We start from the raw sequence: 19,918 nt of genomic DNA, 5'->3' as shown, positions 1-19,918 counted from the left end.
GGACATGGCTCAGAACTCGATCTTGGGACGGCCCACTAGGTCGTCGAACTTGAACAGGATCAGGTAGGCGATCGACAGGGTCAGCCCGACCACCACCAGGATCAGCGCCATGGCCGCGCCGAGGCCGTACTTGAACTCTCCCGAATAGGCCCAGAGGGCGGTCTTGAAGGCGTCCAGTGCCCAGACCGTCGTGGTCGTGCCGGGGCCGCCGTCGGTGGTCAGCCAGATCAGCTCGTAGGAGGACAGCAGCGACAGCGTCTGGTAGGCGGTGACGAAGAGCACGGGCCAGCGCAGCTGCGGCAGGATGATCCGGCGGATCTGCTGCAGCCGCGAGGCGCCATCGACCTCCGAGGCCCAGAGCTGCTGCACCGGGATCGCGCGCAGGGCGCCCGAGAAGAGGATCATCCCGAAGGAGGCCCCGACAAAGCCGTTGGACAGGATCATGATCGTCCAGGCCGAGGTGACACCGGCCTTCATGTAGTTGTAGGTCGGCAGGCCGAGGGTGTCGGCGAGGATGTAGATGAAGCCGTTTTCCCAGGTGAACCACTGCCAGAGCGTCGCGTAGAGCACGACCGGCGTGATGCGCGGCAGCAGCCAGAGCGCCGAGAAGACCGAGCCGACGCGCTTGGGCAGGTAGAAGGTGCTCAGCGCCAGGAACAGGCCGATGGCGACGTTGAAGCCGAGGGTCAGCCCGACATAGAGGAAGGTATTGCCGACGATGCGCAGCGTGTCGCGGCGGGTGGCGAGGGTGACGAAGTTCTCGACCGTGAAGACGGCGCCGGTATAGGCGCGTTCGGTCACGAGGGAGAGCGTTTCGGGCGAAAGGCCGGGCGCGACACCGGTCAGGGCGGCGGCGAAGGCGGCTTCGGTCGCATAGCGGCGGTTCAGCACCGAGCTGGCGAAATGATCCGCGGCGCCCTTCAGGGCCCGGGCCGAGCGCGGCTTCGAGGGCAGGGCGCGCAGGTCGCGCTCGAAGTCACGGGCATTGTCGTAGGTCTGACCCGCGAGGCGGCCTTCGATATCGGACAGGAAGCGGCCATCGACGCCCCCGGCCTCGGCGCGGGCGATATGTTCGGCGTCGACCACATAGGTCGCGGCAGAGATCGCCTGTTCATCGGCCTCGCTGAGGCCCGCATCGCGCAGCTGGCGCAGCAGGGTCGGGGTGACCATCCAGTCGCCCTTCCCGATGCCGGTCGAGGTGGACATGTTGGTGAAGGCGAAGACCCCGGTGAAGATCGCCGGGGCGAAGAAGAAGGCACAGAGCAAAAGCAGCGAGGGTGCCAGCATGGCAAGGCCCAGCAGGCTGACGCGGGGCTTGCCCCGGGGTTTTCCTCGGCGGCGCGGCGGCTGGGTGACGGCGGGCGGGACGGGAGAGGAGGGGACCGCAGTCGCGGCCCCCTCACGCGCCCCGTCGGTCAGGGCGCGCATGTTCATTTGACGATGATCTTGTCGCCAAGCGCCGAGGTCACGTCGGCCTTGACGGTCTCGACGGCGTCTTCCACGGACATGGTGCCGGTCCAGGCGTTCTCCAGACCCTTGTACATCGCGGTCCAGTAGGTGCCGAAGTCGGCATCGTTGGGGATCGCGTTGACGTAGGGCAGGAAGCCTTCGGAGGCCTCGGTCAGCCAGCGGTCCTCGGCATAGAGCGGCACCGAGACCTCGGCCTCGCTGATCGCCAGGTGGCCGGACTTGACGGCGTGCATGGCGTTCAGGCGCGGCTCGGACGCGATGGAGATCAGGTCGGCGGCGATCTGGGCCTCGTCCTCGGTATTGCCAGCGCCCATCAGGTAGACCAGCGGGTGGGTGATCGAGTTGGCGCGGCCATTCTCGTCACCGGCGGGGATCAGGGTGAACTGCACGTTGTCGAAGAAGTTCTCCATCTCAAAGCTGCGGGTCCACTGGGCATAGTGCCACGAGCCGCCATGCCAGGCGCCCGAGGTCAGCCCGGCGACGGCGCGGTGCCAGTCATCCCAGTTGCCGCCCAGGTAGCTTTCCGAGACGACGCCCTTGGCGACCGCATCGGCGAAGAACTGGTAGAAGCCGGTCAGGGCTTCGGTGTCCAGCAGCAGCTTGCCGGTTTCGGCATCGGTCATTTCACCGCCGAAGGACTGGTAGAACTGCCAGTAGTCGGGACCGTTCGAGGGACGCGGCATGAAGCCCTGCCCGGGGGCGACGGCTTCGACTTCCTGCATGGCGTAGACGTCATCCAGCATGTTGTAGAGCGTGTAGTCGCCGTCGATGACGCGCTGCGGCAGGGCGTCGATATCGGCATCGGACCAGCCGATGGCGCGGAAGGCGTCCTTGTTCCAGAACATCACGCGGGCCTCGGCGTCCTGGGGGATGCCCCAGACCACGCCGTTGTAGGTCGCGACGTCGATCAGGTTCGGATAGATGTCGTTCAGCGGCCACTGGTCGAAATAGACCCAGTCCTCGACCGGGCGCAGGATGCCGGCCTGGCTCCAGGGGCCCAGGTCCTCGTGGCCCGAGACGATGATGTCCGGCGCATCGCCCGACTCGGCGGCAAGGGTGACGGCCTGCTTGAACTCGTCCCAGCCGGACCAGCTCTGGCCCTCGATGGTGATGCTCAGCTCGTCGCCGCGGATCTCGGCTTCGCGCATCATCTGCTCGGCGGCCAGCTTGATGTTGTCGATGCGGTAGTTGGCACTGTCGCCGGTGCCGCCGGACCAGACGGTGATGGTGTAGTCTTCGGCAAGACCGGCAGCGGCGGTCGTGCCCAGAAGCGCGGCCGCAAGGGTCAGGCGCATGGTGTGGGAGAGAATGGTCATGGGAGGATGAGCCCCGATAGCTGGAGTGGGAATGGGTGTTGCACTCGTGTGCAAGCCCTGAGTAGCCGGGCACTGTGACTGTTTCTTTGGACTTCTGTGTAGCTTCTGTGACGCAGGGTAACGGTTTGAAAACAGGGCGGTTTTTCCTTGTTCTGGCATCTGGCCTGCCTCTGTGCTGCCGCGCATCGGAGCGAAAGTCGTGCTGGGCTCGGTACGGCGGCGGCGGTGCGGACGACTCCCGGGGCACCCCGCTTCCCCATGCGGCTGGCGGCGCTGTCTCTGCCGCGCAATTGGGCCGGGGCCGTGCGAAACCTGTGTCTCTGCGGCGAGCACCCCGGATAGGGGATGCCAAGGGGCGTCAGAGCTTCTAGGCTGGGCGCAGCAGAAGGCAGGCGGCTGGGCCGGCGGCGGGCCGGGAACCGCAATGGAAGGGGCAGGGGATGAAGGTCGGAATCGTCGGCGCGGGGATGGTGGGGTCTTCGGCAGGTTTCGCGCTGGTCATGCGCGGGGTCGCCAGCGAGGTGGTGCTGGTCGATCACAATCCGGCCCTTGCCCTGGCCCAGGCCGAGGACATCGCCCATGCCATGCCCTTCGCCCAGCCCACCCAGGTCTCTGCCGGCGACTATCAGGCGCTGGCGGGGGCCGATGTGATCATCCTCGCCGCCGGGGTGCCGCAGACGCCGGGCGAGAGCCGCCTGTCGCTGCTCGGGCGCAATGCCGAGGTCTTCGCCGATGTGCTTTCGCAGACCGGCAAGGCGGCGCCTGACGCGATCCTGCTGATCGCCTCGAACCCCGTCGACATCATGACCGAAGTGGCGCTGAAGCTGTCGGGCCTGCCCGAGGGGCGCGTCTTCGGCTCGGGCACCATCCTGGACACCGCGCGCTTCCGCTACCTGCTGGGGCGTCACCTGAACGTCGCGGCGCAGTCGGTGCATGCCTATGTGCTGGGCGAACATGGCGACAGCGAGGTGCTGGCCTGGTCCTCGGCGCGCTCGGGCTGCGAGACCCTGGACGACGTGGCCGACCAGCTGGGCCGGCCGATCAGCGAGGCGGTGCGCCACGAGATCGACCAGAACGTCCGCCGCGCCGCCTACAAGATCATCGAGGGCAAGGGCGCCACCTGGTACGGCATCGGCGCCGGGCTGGCACGCATCGTGCAGGCAATCCGCGATGACCAGCGCGCGGTGCTGACCGTCTCGGCACGGGTGGCAGAGGTGGAGGGGGTGCGCGATGTCACCCTCTCACTGCCGCGCGTGGTCGGGCGGGGCGGGGTGAGCGAAACGCTGATCCCGCATCTCTCTTATGCCGAGGCCACGGCCCTGCGCGCCTCGGCCGAACTGTTGCGCGACACCGCAGCGGAGCTGGCGTGAGACGCCGCGTCAGTGGCCGGACCGCGGGTACCTTCGAACGCCCGATCCGCAGGCTGTCAAGCGGGCTTCATGCAGGTCTTGCACAATCGGCGGGGGATCTGGTAGCAATCCCGATCCTTTCCCGGGCGTCATTCGTATGACCCTGCACGCCGGGGCAGCGAAAGCGGTCCAGAGAGACCGAACCAAGAACCGACGGCCCCGGGCCGCGATAGGTGTGAGATGTTGAGGCAATTCTGGAACTCAGTCCTGCTGCCGGTGCTGGCGCGGCCCGCCCGTTACCAGGTGGCGGCGCTGTGCCACCGGGGCGACGGCAGCAAGTTGCGCATCCTGCTCATCACCTCGCGCGATACCGGACGCTGGGTGCTGCCCAAGGGCTGGCCCAAGCGTGGCCATGACGCCGGTGGCACCGCGCTCGAGGAAGCCTGGGAAGAGGCCGGCATCAAGCCTTGTGGCCGGCCCGAGCTGGTCGGTCGCTATCATTATCACAAGCGCCTGGACGGCGGCCTGCCGGTGCCGACCCGGGTCGAGGTCTTCGCCATCCCGGTGTCGGGGCTGCATGACGACTACCCCGAGAAGGGGCAGCGCAAGCGCCACTGGATGACCCCCGCCGAGGCGGCCTCGTCGGTGGCAGAGCCCGAGCTGGCCGCTCTGCTGGCCCGGTTCCGGCGCGAGGCGGCGGAATGAGGCCTCCCGGGCGGCGCGGTACCGGGGAATGGCGCAGTCTCGACCGCGATCTGGAACGGGTCTCGGTGCTGGAGGCCGGGGCGATCCACCTGTCGCGGCCGCTGCTCGGGGTGGGGGTGTCGCTGGCCTTCATCGTGGTGTCGATGCTGGTGACGCTGCTGGTCACGGGGCGCGAGCCGGGCACGATGGTGATCGTCGCCGCCTCGGCGCTGGCGGCCTACATGGCACTGAACATCGGCGCCAACGACGTGGCCAACAACATGGGGCCCGCCGTGGGGTCGGGGGCGCTGCCGATGGCGGGGGCGATCACCCTGGCGGTGATCTGCGAATCCGCCGGGGCGCTGCTGGCCGGCCACGAGGTGGTCGAAACGCTGTCCCGGGGCATTCTCGATTTCGACTTGGTCTCGGCCTCGCCCGCCTTCGCCCCGGCGATGATCGCCGCCCTGCTGGGCGCTGCGCTCTGGGTCAACGTGGCGACCTGGATCGGCGCGCCGGTGTCGACCACCCAGGCAGTGATCGGCGGCATGATCGGTGCCGCCGCCGCCGCCGGTGGCCTTGCGGCGCTGAGCTGGCAGACCCTCGGGCTGGTGGCGCTTGGCTGGGTGCTCTCGCCCCTGCTGGGGGCGCTGGTGGCGGGGGCGCTGCTCGCGGTGATCACCTGGAGGATCCTCGACCGAGAGGACAAGATCGGTGCGGCGCAGCGCTGGTTGCCGCGGCTGATCGGCCTGATGGCCGGGGCCTTCTCGGCCTACCTGATGCTGAAGCTGCCCCTTCACCTCGGGCGCAGTTTCGCGCCGGGCCTGATCGCGCTGGTCGGGCTTGGCCTCGGCCTGCTCAGCTGGCGCCTGTCGATCCCGGCGGTGGCGCGCCAGGCGCAGGGGCTCGAGAACCGGCGCGGCGCGATGAAGGTGCTGTTCCGGCTGCCACTGGTGATCTCGGCGGCGCTGCTCTCCTTCGCCCACGGCGCCAACGACGTGGCCAATGCCGTCGGCCCGCTGGCGGCGCTGGTGGAATGGCAACGCTCCGGCGTGGCGTCGGAATTCGTCTCCCTGCCGTTCTGGGTGCTGCTGATCGGCGCGGCCGGGATCTCGGTCGGGTTGATGATGTTCGGGCCGCGGTTGATCCGCATGGTCGGCCAGGAGATCACCCGCCTGAACCCGGTGCGCGCCTTCTGCATCGCCCTGTCGGCGGCGATGACGGTGATCCTGGCCTCGGCCTTCGGCCTGCCCGTCAGCTCGACCCATATCGCCATCGGAGGCGTCTTCGGCGTCGGCTTCTTCCGTGAATGGTTCACCCAGCCGCGCAACCCAGATCCCGCCCGGCGTTTCCCGGTGCAGGAACGTCGCCGGCGCCGGCTGGTGCGACGCTCGCACTTCATGACCATCCTCGGTGCCTGGCTGGTGACATTGCCCTGCGCGGGGCTGATCTCGGCGCTGGTCTTTACCCTGGTGAGGCTGCTTTCCGGCGTCGCCTGAAGCCGGAATAGAACGCATTTTAGCAAGAGACCGGGGGCGGAGGGGGACGGAGTGCAGGGGCATTAAGCCGGACGAAAGCCTTTGCGGGCCATGGTCCGCCCGATCTTCAGCCAATCGGGACCCTCAGATGACCCTTTATCGTACCATGCTGGCCGTTTCGGCCCTCGCCCTGCTGCCGCTTTCCACGCCCGTGCAGGCCAACCCCTACGAAACCTCGATGCGCGACTATCTGGAAAGCGAGGTGCTGATCTGGGCCTTCGACCCGGTCGTGATCGATGCTATCCGCTCGCAGAACGAACGGCTTGGGCAGTTGCCGCAAGAGCGCATCGACGCGCTTGACCAGGAATGGCGTGCCCAGGTCGGTACCGGCACCCAGCCCCTGGTGGATGAGGTGCTGTCGCATCCCGCATCGGACTTCCTGCGCCAGCGCGCCCATGACACCGCCGGGGCCATCAGCGAGATTTTCCTGATGGATGCCAATGGCCTGAATGTCGCAGCCACCGGTGCGACCTCTGACTACTGGCAGGGCGACGAAGAGAAGTTCACCGAGACCTTCGCGGTCGGGCCTGGCGCCGTCCATGTCGGCGACGTGGAGTTCGACGAGTCCGTCCAGGCCTACCTGGGACAGATCTCGGTTTCGATCATGGATCCCGACACGCGTGAGGTGATCGGCGCCGTCACCGTCGGCCTGAACGCCGACATGCTTTACTGACCGCCGGACCTGCCCGCCTGGCCGTGACCTGAAGGGAAGGACCCGCCCATGAAGACGCCGCCAAAGCAGAGCGAGTCGGACACAACGGCAATGCCGCAGCCGCGGACGGGGCCGATCCCCTTCTTCCGTACGACCTTCTTCCGGGCCACGGCAATCGTTGCCGTCTGCATCCTGATCGTCGTGGCCTTCTCGCAGGCTCTGTGGCTCAGACACACGGTGCGCAGTATCGAGGCCTGGACCGCGATCCGTGCGGTCGAAGCGACCAAGAGCATCGCGGGAACAGTCTCTGGGGCGGCCAAGTTCGGCCGCGCCGAGGCTGTCGTCCCGCAGCTGGACAGTTTCGTACAGGAACTGGGCGGCGATGTGCTGGGGGTCCTGTTGCTGGGCGCCGATGGCGAGGTGATGTACGAGGCGGGTATCGACGGTTTCACCCCCGGGCCGCTGCTTGCCCTGGCGCAGCAGGGCATGTCGGAAGGCCGCGCCTTGGCGGATCCCGAAGCGGGCCTCTGGGTCGCGCCGGTCACCTATGGTCCCGACAATGCGTTGGTCGGGGCCTTCGCCAGCCAGTGGACCCCCGAGTTGCGGCTCGCCGAGGCGATGCAGGACATGCTGGGCGCCACCCTGGCCAGCCTGGGCATCTTCCTGGTTGCGCTGGTGGCGGCTGCGGTGCTCTTTTACCGCTATATCTCGCGCCCGCTGCAAGGGGTCGCGGACCAGATGAACGACGTTGCCCAGGGGCAGTACGGCGTCCAGATCCACGGCACGCGCCGCGGAGACGAGATCGGCCGCATCGCCCGTCGTTTGCAGCGCTTCCGCGACGGGTTGCGTGCAGCCCAGTCGACGGCCCGGGAGAATGCCTTCAAGAGTGCGGCGGTCGATACCTCGGGGTCGGCCCTGATGTTGCTGGACAAGGATCAGCTGATCGCCTTTGCCAACCCGGCCTGCCTGAAGATCCTGGACTCCTGCGCAGCCGTGCTGCGGGACAGCTGGCCGGGCTTCGACCTGGCGGCCCTGTCGGACAAGCCCGCGGGGAATTTGCCCGGCATCGGTCCCGTGCTTGCGGATCTCGAGAAGGGGCACCGGACGTTGCCCTATTCCGGCGAGGTCCGTTGGGGGGACCGGTTGATTTCGGTCTATATCAACCGGGTGCAGGACAGCGCGGCGCAGGCAATCGGCCATGTGATCGAGCTGACGGACATATCGGTGGTGAAGCTGAACGAGGCGGTGCTCGGCTCGATCGAGGCGCATCAGTTGCGGATCGACTTTGACGGCAACCAGCGGCTGGCCTCCTGCAACGCCCGGCTGCTGGACCTTCTGGGCACCAATCTCTCGGCGCTGCAGGGTGTCGCGGCGGTGGATCTGTTGCAATGGGTGGGCGTGACCGACGACTTCCGCAGCCAGGAGCGGCGCAAGCTAAAGCAGGGCATGGCGATCAGTGGCAAGTTCCGGGTGACGCTCGGCCAGGGCGAGGTCTATGTCGAGGGCAGCGTTAGCCCGCTGATCGACGCCAACGGAGAGATCGAGCGCATGGTGTTCATAGGCTCTGACATCACCGACAGCCATATCGCTATGCGCGAGGCCGAGGCCGAACGGCGCGATGCCGCGGAACAACAACAGGTGGTCGTCGATCGCTTGAAGGTCGGTCTGCGCCAGCTTGCGGAGGGTGATCTGACCGTCTCGATCGACGACAGCTTCCGGGCCGAGTACGAGCAGCTGAGGACCAATTTCAACCAGGCGGTCGCAGCCCTGCATGCGGCCATGGGCGCGGTCATCCGGAATTCCGACTCGATCCGTCATGAAACTGGTGAGATCAGCAATGCCGCCGATGACCTTGCTCGCCGGACGGAGAAGCAGGCCGCCACCCTGGAAGAGACCGCGGCCGCGCTGGACCAATTGACCGCATCGGTGAAGTCCGCCGCGTCGGGCGCGGACGAGGCCAGCCAGATCGCGAAGGGGGCCCAGGGCAAGGCGGAAACCGGGGGCGAGGTCGCCCGCCAGGCGGTGGTCGCCATGGATGCGATCAAGACCTCCTCCAAGGAAATATCGAAGATCACCGGCGTCATCGACGACATTGCCTTTCAGACCAATCTGCTGGCCCTCAACGCCGGGGTCGAGGCCGCACGGGCCGGCGAGGCCGGGCGCGGTTTCGCGGTCGTCGCCACGGAAGTGCGCGCGCTGGCCCAACGATCCTCTGACGCGGCGCGCGAGATCAATCAGCTGATTTCCAGTTCCGGCAATCACGTCAGGTCCAGTGTCGAGCTGGTCGGCCGCACTGGCGAGGCACTGGGAGAGATCGTCACCTCTGTCGTCGACATATCGAGCCGCGTGTCCGCCATCGCCAGCTCGGCCCGGGAACAGGCCAGCGGCCTGAACGAGATCAACTCGGCCATGAACGACCTGGATCAGGTCACGCAGCAGAACTCTGCCATGTTCGAAGAAACGACAGCGGCAAGCCATGCGCTGACGTCCGAAGTCGATGCCCTGGTCGAGGCTGCCAGTCGCTTCCGCGTCGAGGATCAGCGCATTCCGTCGGCCCGGAAGCGGGCCCAGGGCAGGGGGCAAACCGCGTCAGCGCCGAAACTTTCTGCCCAGGCGGAGGTGGAGGCTCTGCCGCGTATCGCTGCAATGTCAAATGGCGCGACCCGCATGGCTGCACCAAAGAGTGCAAGTTGGGAAGAGTTCTGAGGTGGACTGCTCTGGCGCTAGGCCACTTTGCACTGATCACAGCGAGTGCCTGCGTCTGCACCCGGAGTGAGGAAACTCTGCTCGGTAGAGAACGCGGCATTCATCCAGGGGCTTTCACTCGGCCACATGCTAAGAGGACGCGAGGCTCCGGTCGCTCACCGTGCGTCGCTGAGACCTCGGGCGGGACTGAGCCCGGATCCCGCCGCCGAGACCAGCAGGACTTTACGCTTGGCTCTTGACAGAGTCTGCGCGTGAGACTTGCTTCCGAAGCCCGAAGCCCGAAGCCCGAAGCCCGAAGCCCGAAGCCCGAAGCCCGAAGCCCGAAGCCCGAAGCCCGAAGCCCGAAGCCCGAAGCCCGAAGCCCTTGGGAGAGGGCGCGTCGGGCCGGCCTGGGCCGACCCTGGCTGATCAGTCGCGCTTGCCGCTGAAACGCTTTTGCCAGTCTTCGCGCTCTTCATCGGTGATCTTGCGGAAGAGGTTCTCGGGTACCGAGAACTCTGCCCCCGCCGACAGGGCCGAAAGCGCCTCGGGCAAATCACCGGGCCAGTCCAGCCCGTCGAGTTTCAGCGCCTCTTTCAGAACCGCGGCAGTATCGGGAATGAAGGGCGCCGAGAGCACGGCGTAGAGACGGATCAGGTTCAGCGACAGGCGCACGATGGCAGCCGCCTGCGCGGGATCTTCCTTGAACACGGCCCAGGGGGCGGCGCTTTGCAGGTATTCGTTGCCGGCCGCCCAGATCGCCCGCAGCTCCTGCGCCGACTTGCGCACTTCCATGGCGTCCATCAGGGTTTCGTAGCGGCGCACCCGGTCCGACAGCTCGGCGATCAGCGCTTCTTCGGCCGCGCCATGGGCGCCGCCCTCCGGCACGACCTCGCCGAATTTCGAACGGCAGAACTTGGTCACCCGGCTGACGAAATTGCCCAGCACATCGGCCAGGTCCTTGTTCACCGAGGCCTGGAAATTCTCCCAGGTGAACTCGGCGTCCGAGCTTTCGGGGGCATGGCTCAACAGCCACCAGCGCCAGTAATCCGAAGGCAGCACCTCGAGCGCCTGGTCCATGAAGACGCCGCGCCCGCGCGAGGTCGAGAACTGGCCGCCCTCGTAATTCAGGTAGTTGAAGCTCTTGATGTAGTCGACCAGTTTCCAGGGCTCGCCCGAGCCGAGGATCGTGGCCGGGAAGGTCAGGGTGTGGAAGGGGACGTTATCCTTGCCCATGAACTGGGTGTAGGTCACGTCTTGCGCGCCCTTGTCGGTGCGCCACCAGCGCGCCCAGTCCTCGCCCTTGCCCGCATCGACCCATTCCTGGGCGCAGGCGATATATTCGATCGGCGCGTCGAACCAGACGTAGAAGACCTTGCCCTCCATGCCCGGCCAGTCCGCGTCGCCCTTCTTCACCGGGATGCCCCAGTCGAGGTCACGGGTGATGCCGCGGTCCTGCAGCCCGTCGCCGTCGTTCAGCCACTTCTTGGCGATCGAGGTGGTCAGCACGGGCCAGTCAGTCTTGCTGTCGATCCAGGCCTCGATCTCGGCCTTCATGACGGATTGGCAGAGATACAGATGCTTGGTCTCGCGCATCTCAAGGTCGGTGGCGCCCGAGATGGTGGAATGCGGGTTGATCAGGTCGACCGGGTCAAGCTGCTTGGTGCAGTTGTCGCACTGGTCGCCACGGGCACTGTCGAAACCGCAATTGGGGCAGGTGCCCTCGATATAGCGGTCCGGCAGGTAGCGCCCGTCGGTGGGCGAATACATCTGCGTCTCGCTGACTTCGCGGATCAGGCCTTTCTCGGCCAGGACCCCGGCGAAGTGCTGGGTCAGCGCGTGGTTGCGCGCCGAGGAGGAGCGTCCGAAGTGATCGAAGCTGAGGCGGAAGCCTTCGGCGATCCCGGCCTGGACCTCGTGCATCTCGGCGCAGTATTCGGCCACCGGCTTGCCGGCCTTGGCCGCGGCCAGTTCGGCCGGGGTGCCATGCTCGTCGGTGGCACAGAGGAAGAGCACCTCGTTGCCGCGTCCGCGCAGGTAACGGGCATAAAGATCCGCCGGCAGCTGAGAGCCGACGAGATTGCCGAGGTGCTTGATCCCGTTGATGTAGGGGATCGCCGAGGTGATGAGATGCCGCGCCATGGACGCCTCCTTGAAATCGCTGCTTTCCCCGAGGGGGCTGACCAGCCTCTTAGCCCGCCCTGTCGCGAATAAAAAGGGCTGCCCGCGCGGGCAGCCCTTCATCCTGGCTCAAATGTGCCCGACGCAGGGTGGGCGTCGGTGCCTTCCGTGTCAGCGGGCCGCGTAGCCGCCGTCGACCAGGTGGTAGGATCCGGTGACGAAGCTCGCCTGGTCCGACAGCAGGAAGAGCACCAGAGAGGCCACTTCCCCGGGGGTGCCGAGGCGGTTGAAGGCATGCTGGCTGGCCAGGAAGTCCTGGGTCTCGGCGTCCAGGTTGCTGTCGACCAGCGGCGTGTGGATAAAGCCCGGACCCACGGCGGTCACCCGGATGTTGTCGGCCGCATGCTCCAGGGCCGCGTTCTTGGTCAGCCCGACGACAGCGTGCTTGGCGGTCACATAGGCCGAGGAATTGGCGATCCCGACGGAGCCGAGCACCGAGGCAATGTTCACGATGGCCCCGCCGCCGGCTTTCTTCATGGCCGGAACCGCGAAGCGGATGCCGTAGAAGACGCCGTTCAGGTTGACATCGATCACCTGCTTCCAGCTGTCGACCGGGTACTCTCCGACCGGTGCTGCGGCCCCGCCGATGCCGGCGTTGTTGACCAGCAGATGCAAGGCGCCGGTCTTCTCTTCGGCGAAGGCCACCATCGCCTCGACCGAGGCCGGATCCGCCACGTTGCCCTCGAAGGCCAGGGCCTTGCCGCCCGCCGCTTCGATCTTCGCCACCTCGGCCTCTGCGGCCTCCTGCTTGAGGTCTGCGACCACGACCGTGGCACCCGAGGCCGCCAGGGCCTCTGCGATCGCCGCGCCGATGCCCGAGGCCGCACCCGTCACGATGGCCGTCTTGCCGGCAAAATCCAGTTCCATGTCAAAACTCCTTCCAGTCACCGGGGGCTTGATCCCATTCAGTTGATCAAGTCCACCGTTCCTTTCGATATGGAGCCGGCTGGGCCGATTGGTACCCCTCAAGGCTGCGCGCATGTGCGCAGGCCGACCTGCCCAAACGGCGGGTCAGGGCTTTTCGCGCAGTCCCCGCAACAGGCGACCGACAAGGAAGGTGGTGCGCGGAGCGTAGATATACTGGGTGCGGCTTTTCGGAGCAGGGCGGGCCCGCATCCGCATCAGCCCGAAGATCAGCAGGGCCGCATGGCCCGCCGCGACCATGCCGTAGATCGAGGCCGGCCCGAACAGGCCGATCAGCTGCGAGGCCAGCCAGGGCGCGGAGATCGCCCCGAGGGCATAGGCAAAGAGGAGGGCGGCCGACAGCTCGGCGCGCTCGTGGCTTTCGGCGAAGTCGTGGGCATGGGCGAGGGCGACCGAATAGACCGGGTAGGTCGCGACGCCGAAGATGAAGCCGTTGATCATCGCCGCTTCCGGTCCGGTGATGGTCAGCGCAGAGGCCAGGCACGAGGCCATGGCCGCCAGCGAGATACCGACCAGCACCTTGCGGCGGTCGTACTTGTCGGCCAGCCAGCCGGTCGGATACTGGGCCAGCGCGCCGCCCAGGATGAACAGGGCGAGGAACCAGGCGATCTGGCTGGCGGTCAGGCCGATCTCCTGTCCGTAGAGGGGGCCGACCATGCGGAAGGTCGCCGCCGAGAGCGCCGAGACGACCACCGCGAAGGCCGCCAGGGGCGAGCGCTGCCAGGCCAGCATCGGGCACAGGCGCGGCGCTTCCGAGAGCACCGGCTGGGGGGCCTTGCTCAGCGCGAGGGGCAGCAGGGCGGCGCAGCAGAGGATCGCCAGCACGTTGTACGAGATGTAGGAGGCCGGGGTCAGCACCCCGATCAGCAGTTGCGCGACCAGGGCCGCGCCCATGTCGGCGATCCGGTAGAGGCTGGTGGCGCGGCCCCGGTCGGAGTTCTCCATCCGCGCCATCAGCCAGCCTTCGATCACCGTGTAGCAGCCGGCGATGCAGATCCCCGAGGCGACGCGCATGGCCGCCCAGGCCCAGGGATCGACCAGCATCATGTGGCCCATCAGCCCGATGGCCCCGAGGGCGGTGAAGGCCGCGAAGGCGCGTGCGTGACCGACCCGTCCCAGCAGGCGCGGGGCGCCCCAGCACCCGATGAAGAAACCGACGAAATGGGCCGAGCCCAGCATGCCGATCTCGCCCCGGGTAAAGCCCAGTGCCAGCCCGGAAAGCGCGTCCAGCGGGCCGACCCCGCCCGAAGAGAGTTGCAGAAGGATGACTGACAGGAAGAGGGCCGAGAGGCTGAGCACAAAACGCATGTCCCTTCCTCGCCCAGGTGCCGGGGCAATGCCAGCCTTCCGGCGACATTCGGTGGCGTTTTCAGCCCCTTGCCGATGTTGCGGGATAGGCGCAATTGCAGGAATTCGCCTTGCAACCTTCAGGAATTTCGTAACCTTCTGGCCTCAGGATGATTGGAAAGCTGCGAACGGACGGGACATGCGCAAGGTAAAGCTAGGCCGCACGGGGATCGAGGTGTCGAACTATTGCCTCGGCTCGATGACCTGGGGCAATCAGACCCGCAGCAAGGACGCGCATCAGCAGATCGACGCCGCCCTGGCCCGTGGCATCAACTTCCTCGACACCGCAGAAGTCTATCCGGTCAACCCCGTGCGGGAAGAGACCATCGGCCGCACTGAGCGTATCATCGGCCTCTGGCTGGAAAAGAGCCGGGGCCATCGCTCGGAGGTGGTGATCGCCACCAAGCATGCCGGCGAGGGGCAGAAGATGATCCGCGAGGGGGCGCCGATCTCGGCCCGGACGATCAACGAGGCGATCGAAGGGTCGTTGCGGCGGCTGAAGACCGATTATATCGACCTTTACCAGTTCCATTGGCCCAATCGCGGTTCCTATCACTTCCGCAAGAACTGGGGCTATGATCCCTCCGGCCTGCATCGCGAGTCGGTCCTTGAGAACCTTCAGGAATGCCTGGAAGCGCTTGAAAAGGAACGCAAACGCGGGACAATCCGGGCTTTCGGGCTCAGCAATGAGACGGCCTGGGGCATGGCGCAATACCTGCGCCTCGCGGGTGATGGTGTCCTTCGCCCGGCAACGATCCAGAATGAATACTCGCTGCTCTGCCGCCATTTCGATACCGACCTGGCCGAGCTTTGCCTGATGGAGGGCGTGGGTCTCATGGCCTATTCGCCGCTGGCGACGGGCCTGTTGACCGGCAAGTATCAGGGCCGGGCGCGCCCCAAGGGATCGCGTATCACGCTGACCTCTGAACTTGGCGGACGGGCGACCAAGCGCGCCTTCGCTGCCGTTGACGACTACATCGACGTGGCCTTCAAGCATGACCTGGACACGGTCGCCATGTGCCTTGCCTGGGTGGCGCAGCGCCCCTTCACCGCTTCGGTGATCTTCGGAGCCACCGACATGGAGCAACTCGATCGCATCCTCGATGGCGTTGATCTGACCCTCTCCGACGAGGTGCTGAAAGATCTCGACGCGGTCCACAAGGCGCACCCGATGCCATTCTGAGGGGCCAGCCCCTGCATGGCCGTTCGTCACCGGATCTCTTGTCCCCGGGATTAAGATCGACTGACATAGGCTTGATATGAAAGTGTTTTTGCTTTCTGTCTGCTGTCAGATCCAGTCCTTGAGTTCGCGCAGGTACTCGGGCAACGCCCGGGATGAGACCGAGGCTTCACGCACCAGCAGGTCGAAATGTGCGGTCAGGGCCTGCACCCTTTCGGTGTCGCGAAAGGCGATGTAGCTCTGTCCGATGTAGAGCACCGAAAGCAGCGGCCCGAAGATTGTCACGGGGGCCGAGAACAGCCGTCGCGCGTCGAACAGAGAAAGGCGCATCCGGGGATAGAGGCTTTCCAGAAGGTCTGCGAAGCGGTCAATCTGCTCGGCACGGATATCGGCTGGAACATCCGCGTAATATCCGGTCGCGGTGGCGAAGGCGATCATCTCGTGGCGCGGCAGGGCGATCTCGTAGTCCGACGAGGCATTGCGCATCCAGCTCAGCCTGTCCGCGGAGGCACCGATGGCCTGCTGCGTCGTGCGTCCCAGGTGGGGCGAATATTCCCATTCGAGAAGGGCGTCGGTCTTCAGCATGTCGGGCAGGGCGGCCGGCACGTGGCGAATCTTGTAGCCCTCGGCCTCCTGGTGCCAAGCGAAGATCTGTTCGTCGATCAACGCCCGGGCGGCCTCGGTCATCCGTGCCGTCCCCGCCAGAACATCTGCTGCGGTCTCCGGTCGCTCCGACAGGGCCAGTAACCAGTCCGCCGAAACGCCAAGCGCCGAGGCGCATTCCGCGACCACCTGGGCATTGGGCAGCCTGGGGCTGTCCCCCGAGAGCAATTGCGAGATGGTGGAACGGTCCACACCCACCCGCCGCGCCAGGGCGCTTTGCGTGGCGCCGCGTTGCACCATGGCGTCCTTCAGCCGTTGTCGAAACAGCTGGGCGCGATCACGTTTGTCGATTTTCTCTGCCATGCCGTGAATTAAATCACGAAGCGCGGGACTTGTTAACAAGATCCCGAGTTCCGGGTCCTGTCCTGACCCCCTACCTTGGTGCCAAAGGGGACGATCATGGAAACAACGACACGCAGCTTGCTCAAGGGCATTCTATGGACGGCGCTCGGCTTCGTCACGATGAGCCTCGTTGGGCTGGCTTTCACCGGGTCACTCGCCACTGGAGGTCTGATGGCGCTGGCCAATGCCGGCCTCGGACTGGTCTGCTACCTGATCTATGAACGGATCTGGGCCCGCATCGCCTGGGGGCGGCCGGACGTCTGAACCGCCCGACCGTCAGACTGCAAGGGTCATGTGAGATCGGCTCTGGCAGGTTCCCGGGGAATGGCGCATGAGGGGGCATGAGCGCCTGGATCTTCTTCACCCTCGCTGCGGTCGTTTTCCAGACCGCCCGTTTCATGTTGCAAAAGCAGCTCTCCGCGAATGGACTGAGCGCTGCAGGCGCCACATTCGCCCGGTTTCTCTGGGCCGCGCCGCTGGTCTGGCTGGCCTTTGCCCTGCAGGGTGGCAGCTTCCCGGTGGTGCCGCCCCTCTTCTGGCTCTACGCGCTGATCGGAGGCGTGACCCAGATCCTGGCCACCATCTGCGTCGTCGCGATCTTCAAGAGCCGGAACTTCGCCGTCGGGGTCACCCTGAAGAAAACCGAAGTGCTGCTGACGGCCTTTGTCGGCCTTGCGATCCTGGGGGAAAGCATCAGCGCCCTGGCCCTGGCTGCGATCCTCGCCGGGCTGGCGGGGGTTTTGCTTCTGACCGATCTGCCAGGGGGCAAGGGGTTGAAACGATTTGCAAATCGCGCCGCCGTGCTGGGGGTGACCTCGGGGTTGTTCTTCGCCCTGTCCGGGGTGACCATCCGCGGAGCGACCCTTCTTGTACCCGCGGAACCGGCCACGCGGGCGCTGCTGACGCTGCTGATCGTGGTCACCTCTCAGGTCCTTCTGCTGGGGGCCTGGCTGGCCCTGGCCGAACGCGGAGAGATCACCCGTGTCGTGCTCGGCTGGCGTCGCACGATCTGGGTCGGGCTGACCTCGGTGGCGGGCTCCTACTGCTGGTTCGCGGGGTTCACCCTGCAGAACGCCGCGCTGGTCTACGCGGTCGGCCAGTTCGAAGTTGTGCTCTCGCTGCTGGCCTCGGTACTCTTCTTCCGAGAGAGGATCTCGGCCAAGGAATTCGGCGGGATCGCCCTGATCACCGCCTCGGTGCTGGGGCTGATCATCCTGGGCTGAGGTGCCGATCCGCTTGAGGAAAGACGCGCAACCTTCTGATCATCAATAATTCTCTTGCCTCAGAAGGTGAGGGGGGAGGTGCCGCCGAGCCGATGGAACAGTTGCGCTTCGTCGTCCTGGGTGAAGTAGGGCACGGTTTCGGGGGCCTCTGCGCTGTCGCGGGCGGCGACCTCTGCCAGCACCACCTCGGTGATGAAGGGCAGGTCAAAGCGGCGCACCTCGGGCAAGGGGATCCACTGCAGGTGGCTCAACTCGTCACTGGCGGCCGAGAAATCCTCGAGGTCTCCGGCAATGGCCTGATCGGCGTCCAGAGTGAAGAACCGGGCATCGAAGCGGCGCGGGCGCCCGGGAGGCGTCACGGCGCGGAAGACGAAGCGCAGCGCCGAGGCGTCGGGCAGGTGGCCGGTCGCGGCGAACCCCTGCCAGTCCGTCGGCGCATCGGGCCAGGTGCCGGGGCGCCCCAGAACCAGGCCCGTCTCCTCCCAAAGCTCCCGGATCGCGGCGGCCGCCAGGGCACGGGACGCGCCCTCGGGGGCGTCGAGATCCAGGCGCGCGGCGCAGGGGGCCGAGATCGGCGCGGCCAGGGCGACCTCGGCATCGCCGGGATCGACCGCGCCGCCGGGAAAGACGAACTTCATCGGCATGAACACGGCGCCCGCACCGCGTTGTCCCATCAGGACCTCGCGTTGGCCGGCGCGGCGGCGCAGGGCGATCACCGTCGCCGCATCGCGGATCGGCAGGGCCTTCGGATCGGTCTGCGACATTCTTCCCCCGGGTCAGTCTTCGGGGAAAGACCGCGTCGGGATCAGATCCCGCGGCCGAACCCGTGCATCCTCCTGGCCCACTGGAAGGCGACCATCGCCCCCTTGAGCCTCGGGAGAAGGTAGAGAGACAGGCCGACCGTGCCAATAGCGAAGATGGTGAATAGCACCAGGGGTTCGGGTTGCCAGGCCATCCAGACCGATCCCAGAAGCGGCGCCGAGAGGTGGCCGACGATCAGGATGGTCATATAAGCAGGGCCGTCGTCCGCCCTGTGCTGCGACAGGTCTTCCTGGCAGACGGGGCAGTGGTCACGTACGCTCAGGTAGCCCTTCAGCATCGGGCCCGAGCCGCAGTTCGGGCACCGTCGGCGCCAGCCGCGGCGCAGCGCCGGGCCGAGCGGGCGGTCTTCCATCCCGACGGTCGCGTCGGGGGGGGCGATCTGCTGGCTGTCCTGCATGGTGCGATCTCCTTCGGGTCGTTTGACGCCTCTCGGGGGCGCCGCTGCATCATCACGATTGCCGCAATCAGTGCCATGAGGCAAAGCGCCGCCGGTGCGCCCAATCCTTGGTTTGCCTGATTTCCGCAAGATATCAGGGTTTTAGACTAAATTTCGCCGGGGCTCGCGTGGCGGCCCGCAGGGATCTGCGAAAAAATCGACCGGGGCGGCGACGGAACTGCCACGCCGCCCCGTTTTACCCTCCAGATGACGACGGGATGCCCCCCGCCGCATCAGTCCCCTAAGGGAAAGAGGAGTAGACGAAATGAAACGCGTGATCCTGTTCGGCGGCATGACCGCCCTCGCCCTGGCCACCTCCGCATTCGCGCAGGAGCAGGGCCAGTCCCCGGTGCCGCCGCGCGGACCGATCTTCGATTTCGCCCAGGCCGACGCGGATGGCGACGGCAATCTGAGCATGGAGGAAATCCAGGCTCAGGGCAAGGCGCGCATGGCCGAACGCCTGGCCGAGGCCGACACCGACGGCGACGGCGCCCTGTCGGCCGACGAGATGGTGGCGGCCATGGAAGCCCGCGCCGAGGCGCAGCGCCAGGCGCGGATGCAGCGGGCGGCCGAGCGGATGCTCGAACGCGCCGATGCCAATGGTGACGGGGTGCTGAGCCTCGAGGAGATGATGCCGCCCGAGGCGCCGCGCGGGGCCGAAGGGATGTTCTCGCGCATCGACACCGACAAGGACGGCGTGATCAGCGAGGCCGAGTTCCAGGCCGCCCAGGCCAAGATGGCCGAGCGGATGGAGCGTGGTCCCCGTGGCGAGGGCGGCGACCGTGACGGCGGTCCGCGCAAGCCCTTCGGACCGCGCGGTCCGGAACACGGTCCCCGCGGCGACGGACACGGCGAAGGCCATGGCGACGGACACGGCGAAGGCCGCCATGGCGAGCGCCAGATGGCGCCGTTCTTCTTCCTCTTCGGTGGCCCTGACGCCGGCTGACCGATGTGCTTTCCCGGCCTTCGGGCCGGGCCGGCCTGCCTGTCGCGTTCCTGGACTGAGGGGCGTGACAGGTTCCTCCCGCAGCCGTCCCCCGGAGCTGCGGGCGGGCCCGGGTCCGGCAGGGCGAACGTCCCCTGTCCTGCCGGCCCCGGGCGCCACGCAC

The 19,918-nt window shown here is 66.7% G+C and carries 17 protein-coding genes; 9 read left to right on the top strand and 8 right to left on the bottom strand.

What is annotated here, in order from left to right; translation table 11 throughout:
• Positions 1-9: 9 nt before the first annotated feature.
• Together OS124_RS0117360 and OS124_RS0117355 are read right to left on the bottom strand one after the other, a co-directional pair.
• Entirely contained in the window at positions 10-1,434 is a 1,425-nt protein-coding gene (locus OS124_RS0117360) for a carbohydrate ABC transporter permease (RefSeq protein WP_010141115.1), read from the bottom strand.
• The gene (locus tag OS124_RS0117355) at positions 1,431-2,786 is read right to left on the bottom strand and encodes an extracellular solute-binding protein (RefSeq protein ID WP_010141114.1); all 1,356 of its coding nucleotides are present in this window, start codon (positions 2,784-2,786) and stop codon (positions 1,431-1,433) included. The genes OS124_RS0117360 and OS124_RS0117355 overlap by 4 nt, the downstream gene beginning before the upstream one ends.
• A gap of 440 nt (positions 2,787-3,226) precedes the next feature.
• On the opposite strand from OS124_RS0117355, the gene OS124_RS0117350 reads away from it, so the two are divergent.
• The 5 genes from OS124_RS0117350 (at position 3,227) to OS124_RS26200 (ending at position 9,712) form a co-directional block, all read left to right on the top strand.
• Complete coding sequence (locus tag OS124_RS0117350; protein WP_010141113.1) at positions 3,227-4,156, top strand: L-lactate dehydrogenase; 930 nt, start codon at positions 3,227-3,229, stop codon at positions 4,154-4,156.
• Positions 4,157-4,375: 219 nt separating this feature from the next.
• Positions 4,376-4,840, top strand: coding sequence for an NUDIX hydrolase (locus tag OS124_RS0117345; protein WP_010141112.1), 465 nt, complete (start codon positions 4,376-4,378; stop codon positions 4,838-4,840).
• Positions 4,837-6,315: an inorganic phosphate transporter gene (locus OS124_RS0117340; protein WP_010141111.1), complete on the top strand. Its 1,479-nt coding sequence runs from the start codon at positions 4,837-4,839 to the stop codon at positions 6,313-6,315. The genes OS124_RS0117345 and OS124_RS0117340 overlap by 4 nt, the downstream gene beginning before the upstream one ends.
• 127 nt (positions 6,316-6,442) lie before the next feature.
• Complete coding sequence (locus OS124_RS0117335; RefSeq protein ID WP_040607475.1) at positions 6,443-7,027, top strand: hypothetical protein; 585 nt, start codon at positions 6,443-6,445, stop codon at positions 7,025-7,027.
• A gap of 48 nt (positions 7,028-7,075) precedes the next feature.
• Positions 7,076-9,712, top strand: a complete 2,637-nt coding sequence (locus OS124_RS26200) for a methyl-accepting chemotaxis protein (RefSeq protein ID WP_050900921.1) — start codon at positions 7,076-7,078, stop codon at positions 9,710-9,712.
• Between the two features lie 408 nt (positions 9,713-10,120).
• Here the strand turns inward: OS124_RS26200 and metG are convergent, their stop codons facing one another.
• The 3 genes from metG to OS124_RS0117315 all read right to left on the bottom strand — a co-directional run bounded on the left by metG (position 10,121) and on the right by OS124_RS0117315 (position 14,104).
• On the bottom strand, positions 10,121-11,833 hold the full coding sequence (gene metG, locus OS124_RS0117325; protein WP_010141108.1) for a methionine--tRNA ligase: 1,713 nt from the start codon (positions 11,831-11,833) through the stop codon (positions 10,121-10,123).
• 150 nt (positions 11,834-11,983) lie between these two features.
• Positions 11,984-12,739, bottom strand: a complete 756-nt coding sequence (locus OS124_RS0117320; RefSeq protein ID WP_010141107.1) for an SDR family NAD(P)-dependent oxidoreductase — start codon at positions 12,737-12,739, stop codon at positions 11,984-11,986.
• A gap of 144 nt (positions 12,740-12,883) precedes the next feature.
• Positions 12,884-14,104, bottom strand: coding sequence for an MFS transporter (locus OS124_RS0117315; RefSeq protein ID WP_010141106.1), 1,221 nt, complete (start codon positions 14,102-14,104; stop codon positions 12,884-12,886).
• A 178-nt stretch (positions 14,105-14,282) separates the two neighbouring features.
• On the opposite strand from OS124_RS0117315, the gene OS124_RS0117310 reads away from it, so the two are divergent.
• The gene (locus OS124_RS0117310) at positions 14,283-15,326 is read left to right on the top strand and encodes an aldo/keto reductase (RefSeq protein ID WP_010141105.1); all 1,044 of its coding nucleotides are present in this window, start codon (positions 14,283-14,285) and stop codon (positions 15,324-15,326) included.
• 105 nt (positions 15,327-15,431) lie between these two features.
• Here the strand turns inward: OS124_RS0117310 and OS124_RS0117305 are convergent, their stop codons facing one another.
• Positions 15,432-16,289 carry a helix-turn-helix domain-containing protein gene (locus tag OS124_RS0117305; protein ID WP_010141104.1) on the bottom strand — a complete coding sequence of 286 codons (858 nt, stop codon included), beginning with the start codon at positions 16,287-16,289 and terminating at the stop codon, positions 15,432-15,434.
• Positions 16,290-16,385: 96 nt separating this feature from the next.
• On the opposite strand from OS124_RS0117305, the gene OS124_RS0117300 reads away from it, so the two are divergent.
• Both OS124_RS0117300 and OS124_RS0117295 read left to right on the top strand, forming a co-directional pair.
• The gene (locus OS124_RS0117300; RefSeq protein WP_029375529.1) at positions 16,386-16,592 is read left to right on the top strand and encodes a DUF2061 domain-containing protein; all 207 of its coding nucleotides are present in this window, start codon (positions 16,386-16,388) and stop codon (positions 16,590-16,592) included.
• A 77-nt stretch (positions 16,593-16,669) separates the two neighbouring features.
• On the top strand, positions 16,670-17,551 hold the full coding sequence (locus tag OS124_RS0117295; RefSeq protein ID WP_010141103.1) for a DMT family transporter: 882 nt from the start codon (positions 16,670-16,672) through the stop codon (positions 17,549-17,551).
• A gap of 59 nt (positions 17,552-17,610) precedes the next feature.
• Here OS124_RS0117295 and OS124_RS0117290 read toward each other — a convergent pair whose 3' ends face one another.
• Both OS124_RS0117290 and OS124_RS0117285 read right to left on the bottom strand, forming a co-directional pair.
• Positions 17,611-18,315 carry an NUDIX hydrolase gene (locus OS124_RS0117290; RefSeq protein WP_010141101.1) on the bottom strand — a complete coding sequence of 235 codons (705 nt, stop codon included), beginning with the start codon at positions 18,313-18,315 and terminating at the stop codon, positions 17,611-17,613.
• A gap of 41 nt (positions 18,316-18,356) precedes the next feature.
• Entirely contained in the window at positions 18,357-18,770 is a 414-nt protein-coding gene (locus OS124_RS0117285) for a DUF983 domain-containing protein (RefSeq protein WP_010141100.1), read from the bottom strand.
• 304 nt (positions 18,771-19,074) lie between these two features.
• Between OS124_RS0117285 and OS124_RS25090 the strand changes: the two genes are divergently transcribed.
• Positions 19,075-19,755, top strand: a complete 681-nt coding sequence (locus tag OS124_RS25090; RefSeq protein ID WP_010141099.1) for an EF-hand domain-containing protein — start codon at positions 19,075-19,077, stop codon at positions 19,753-19,755.
• Positions 19,756-19,918 lie beyond the last annotated feature (163 nt).

This window comes from Oceanicola sp. S124, from assembly GCF_000220565.1.
GTDB lineage: Bacteria > Pseudomonadota > Alphaproteobacteria > Rhodobacterales > Rhodobacteraceae > Pseudooceanicola.
Note: the sequence above shows the minus strand (reverse complement) of the source record. Positions and strands in the feature narration are given on the sequence as shown.